This is a genomic window from Paenibacillus ihuae, from assembly GCF_001368795.1.
In the GTDB taxonomy this organism is placed as follows: Bacteria; Bacillota; Bacilli; order Paenibacillales; family Paenibacillaceae; genus Paenibacillus_AQ; species Paenibacillus_AQ ihuae.
In genome coordinates this window covers 3023894-3027029 of sequence record NZ_LN831198.1, presented here as the reverse complement: position 1 = coordinate 3027029, position 3136 = coordinate 3023894, and the positions used below count along the sequence as shown (strand labels likewise).

Sequence of the window (3136 nt, the reverse complement as noted above, 5' to 3'; positions counted from 1 at the left end):
CGGAACTGTCCAGCCGTCCAGAAAAGACATGGCAAAGATCAGCGTAAACAAGATAAAGAGTGAAGCGCTGCTGCCTTGGACTCCCAAGTAGACTGCCATTGCCGCAAAAACCAGAAATTGTCCGGTCTGGGAGAGCAGGAGCAGCCGGGAAAGTCTAAAGCGTGCAATCAGGAGAGGCGCGATCAGGCCGCTGAGCATTTGCGAGAGTGAACGGAAGAGCGGGACTAGTGTGGCTGAGATTAGACTGCCCGTATGGTCCAGCACCAGTACGGTTAAGGCCATAATGTAGAGGACATCTGCAGAATTTGCTGCGGATTGGGTCCCCCATAAATAATAAAAGGAAGGGCTAAGACGCGTTTTCGTCATTGAAATCTCCATCATCCAGTACAAAATTTGGTATAATTAAGCAAAAGTGGCGGAAATACCTTCGATGATCTGCGAGTAATAACTTGCCTCATGGGGGACAAAGCGGCTGATATCGGCCAGCTCGTCGATAGGCTTCCGTGAATCCCCGTCCATCCGGAAGCCGCGGATCCGGATCGAAGTTACTTGGCCTTCCCAGAGCTTACAGAAGTCAGCAAAGCTGGCAGTTACGATTCCGGCTACTTCCTCTTGCTGCAGGCTGAAGGCTTCCATAGGCAGGGTGTTCTTGTGCAGGAACACATGGGCCCGTTCACGGTCGAGGAAACCTTCCTTATCCATCGTATACGGGATGATCCCAAGCGGAAACAGCTCATGATAAGTTACCAGGATACCCAGCTCTTCCTGTACTTCACGTATACCGTCTTCCGGAACCTCATGGGCCAGCAAATGTCCGGCTGCGGTAATATCCAGCAGTCCCGCATAGTCCCGCTTCTCCTCACTCCGCAACTGAAGGTAAATGGATAAGCCTTCAGGCTCCTGGCCGACAAACCAGCAGTGAAAGGTCTCATGCCACAGCCCCAGACGGTGCACCTCATCGCGGGGGGCAGCACCGGTAACATTGCCATGATCATCAAAGGTAGTCAGTATTTCTTCATTCATGCTTTAAACCCCCTTTTACAAGTAAGATTAGGCTCTTAACCCGGGTGGAGATTGCCGGAAATCATCTCTAGTTAAGGTTTTTTAAGAGCACATCTATGTACCACATCAGCTAAATATAGCATAAGGAGGAATGTATATGAACACCCTATTGCACTCCCGTCTGAGCAAACTGGTCATCACTGTATCATTGATCTTGTCAGGCCTGTTTCTGGGAAACGGGACTTCGCTTGTGCACGCGGATTCTCCCGTTACATCAACCGCCATTTATAAGGCCTATCTGGATGTGGATATCGTAGCCGATGCCGAGAAAAACGGGTTAACCCGCACAGTTGCAGATTTTCTGGTATCTCCTAACCATCCGCTGGATGAGAAGGCAGCTGTAATGAATGCTCTGTATGCTGATATAAGCTGGTCGGATAAAGAGCATGCGGAGGAATATGCGCAGCTGGTATACGGCAAATCAACCGCGTCACTAGACAAGTCTACGCTTAGTGCGCAGGAGATATTTGTAATCGGCTACCTTAAGGTGCTGGACCATTATCTGGACCCGGATATCACCTGGATTACCGCAGCACAGAAGGCATTACCGGACAGCCTGACGGTGGCTTTGATCAAAGCCTTGGCGGATTCACAGCAGAATATGGACTGCAGCTGGGTCATAACGGAGCAGGTGCTTAACGATACGAAGCTGACCAAGGATATGAGACAAGAAGCGATAGATATCATTACCGATTATATGGTGCTGTATAAGGGCAGTTCGTGCCAGAGTGTCGGGCAGCCGGCCGTGAATGACTTAGTGGATGATATTTTGCAGGATGCTGTTGTAATGTCGATCGGACACTCTGTTGTACTGGTCAAAGGCAATAAGTCTGTAATTGATGCTGCTAATTCCAGTGTAGTGCCCTACCTCCGGGAAGGTATAACGATGGTTCCTCTGAAATTTATTGCCGCAAAGTTCGGTGCTTCAATTAGCGTTAATGCCAAGAAGCTGGAAGCCACCGTGCAATATCATAATCAGAAGACCTCCATAACAAAGGTTGAGATCCGAAATGGGCGGACCTTTGTACCGCTCAGAGCCGTGATGAATAGTATCAAGAAACAAATTTACTATGATCAAGGCCTGATCATTATTACGGGCAATATTTCACTGGACCCATTGGATAAACAAAATAAACTGGCAGCAGAGCAGATTCGAAATGTGCTGCTATATATGGAATGATGAGCCCGTATCAGATCAGATTATTTAGGTAAATGAACAGAGGAGCGGTGTTATGTATTTGGCCAAGATGGATGCTGTAACATTTCAGACTTTAAGTGATGAGCGGCTGGGGCGGCACTGTATGGAACCTGCGTTTGCGCTTATCCGCGGCAAATCTCCTGAAGTCAAAGCAGAGGTAATAGCTCAGCTCAGCAGGGGGCAGAAGGCGCTTTGCATGTTCCGGGTATTCTTCGATCACGCTCACAAGTCCGCAGCGGAGTATTATGCCTGGATTTCCTATATGCTGGATACACCCGGATATTGGAACGGGGTTCAGGAAGGGTTATTGTTCTTTGAGGATACTGCAATGATCCTGCTGCTGGAGGAGACCAGAAGGATGCTTGAACTGCGGAACAACAGGCTGGGACTGCAGTGGAGTGAGGCTGCATTCAAAGATATGGAGCAGGATCTAGAGCTGGCCCGACAGATCAGAGGGTTATACGAACGCTTCGGGCAGCTGTCCGGGCAGAGTCTGGCCAACATCGCTGCTTATATTCGTACACACCCGGAGGAATTCGTGGAACTGAGTTAAATGAACCTATACCACACGGATATTCTCTAGCGGATGGGAGATATGATCTTCGCGAAAATATCTTAAATATCAGCAAAAAAACACCCGGATGCCTGAGGCATCCGGGTGAAGCTGTATGTGATCAACCTAATTCATTCGGAGGAAAAACGGTTATTATCTAGCCAGCCATCCGCCGTCTACAGCCAGTACGTGGCCGTTCAGGTAATCGGAAGCAGCGGAAGCCAGGAATACAGCAGGGCCTTTAACGTCTTCGGCAGTTCCCCAGCGGCCTGCAGGAATACGGTCGAGGATGGAGTCGGAGCGGCTCTGGTCAGCACGGATCG

Annotated in this window: 4 protein-coding genes and 1 pseudogene; 2 read left to right on the top strand and 3 right to left on the bottom strand. The window is 49.4% G+C overall.

Annotation, left to right across the window (positions count from 1 at the left end; genetic code table 11):
- Together AQR02_RS34240 and AQR02_RS13725 are read right to left on the bottom strand one after the other, a co-directional pair.
- Positions 1–366: pseudogene (locus AQR02_RS34240) on the bottom strand (MFS transporter); the annotation flags it as partial.
- 36 nt (positions 367–402) lie between these two features.
- Positions 403–1023, bottom strand: a complete 621-nt coding sequence (locus AQR02_RS13725) for an NUDIX hydrolase (protein ID WP_054940975.1) — start codon at positions 1021–1023, stop codon at positions 403–405.
- 136 nt (positions 1024–1159) lie between these two features.
- On the opposite strand from AQR02_RS13725, the gene AQR02_RS13720 reads away from it, so the two are divergent.
- A complete protein-coding gene (locus AQR02_RS13720; protein WP_054940974.1) occupies positions 1160–2242 on the top strand; it encodes a stalk domain-containing protein in 1083 nt (360 codons plus the stop codon).
- Between the two features lie 52 nt (positions 2243–2294).
- Entirely contained in the window at positions 2295–2813 is a 519-nt protein-coding gene (locus tag AQR02_RS13715; RefSeq protein WP_054940973.1) for a hypothetical protein, read from the top strand.
- 153 nt (positions 2814–2966) lie between these two features.
- Here AQR02_RS13715 and AQR02_RS34235 read toward each other — a convergent pair.
- On the bottom strand, positions 2967–3136 hold a 170-nt coding region (locus AQR02_RS34235; RefSeq protein WP_245237612.1), incomplete at its 5' end, for an SDR family oxidoreductase.

Coding starts and splice junctions, on each gene's coding strand:
- AQR02_RS13725 (WP_054940975.1), bottom strand. CDS start 1,023: ATGAATGAAGAAATACTGACTACCTTTGATGATCATGGCAATGTTACC.
- AQR02_RS13720 (WP_054940974.1), top strand. CDS start 1,160: ATGAACACCCTATTGCACTCCCGTCTGAGCAAACTGGTCATCACTGTA.
- AQR02_RS13715 (WP_054940973.1), top strand. CDS start 2,295: ATGTATTTGGCCAAGATGGATGCTGTAACATTTCAGACTTTAAGTGAT.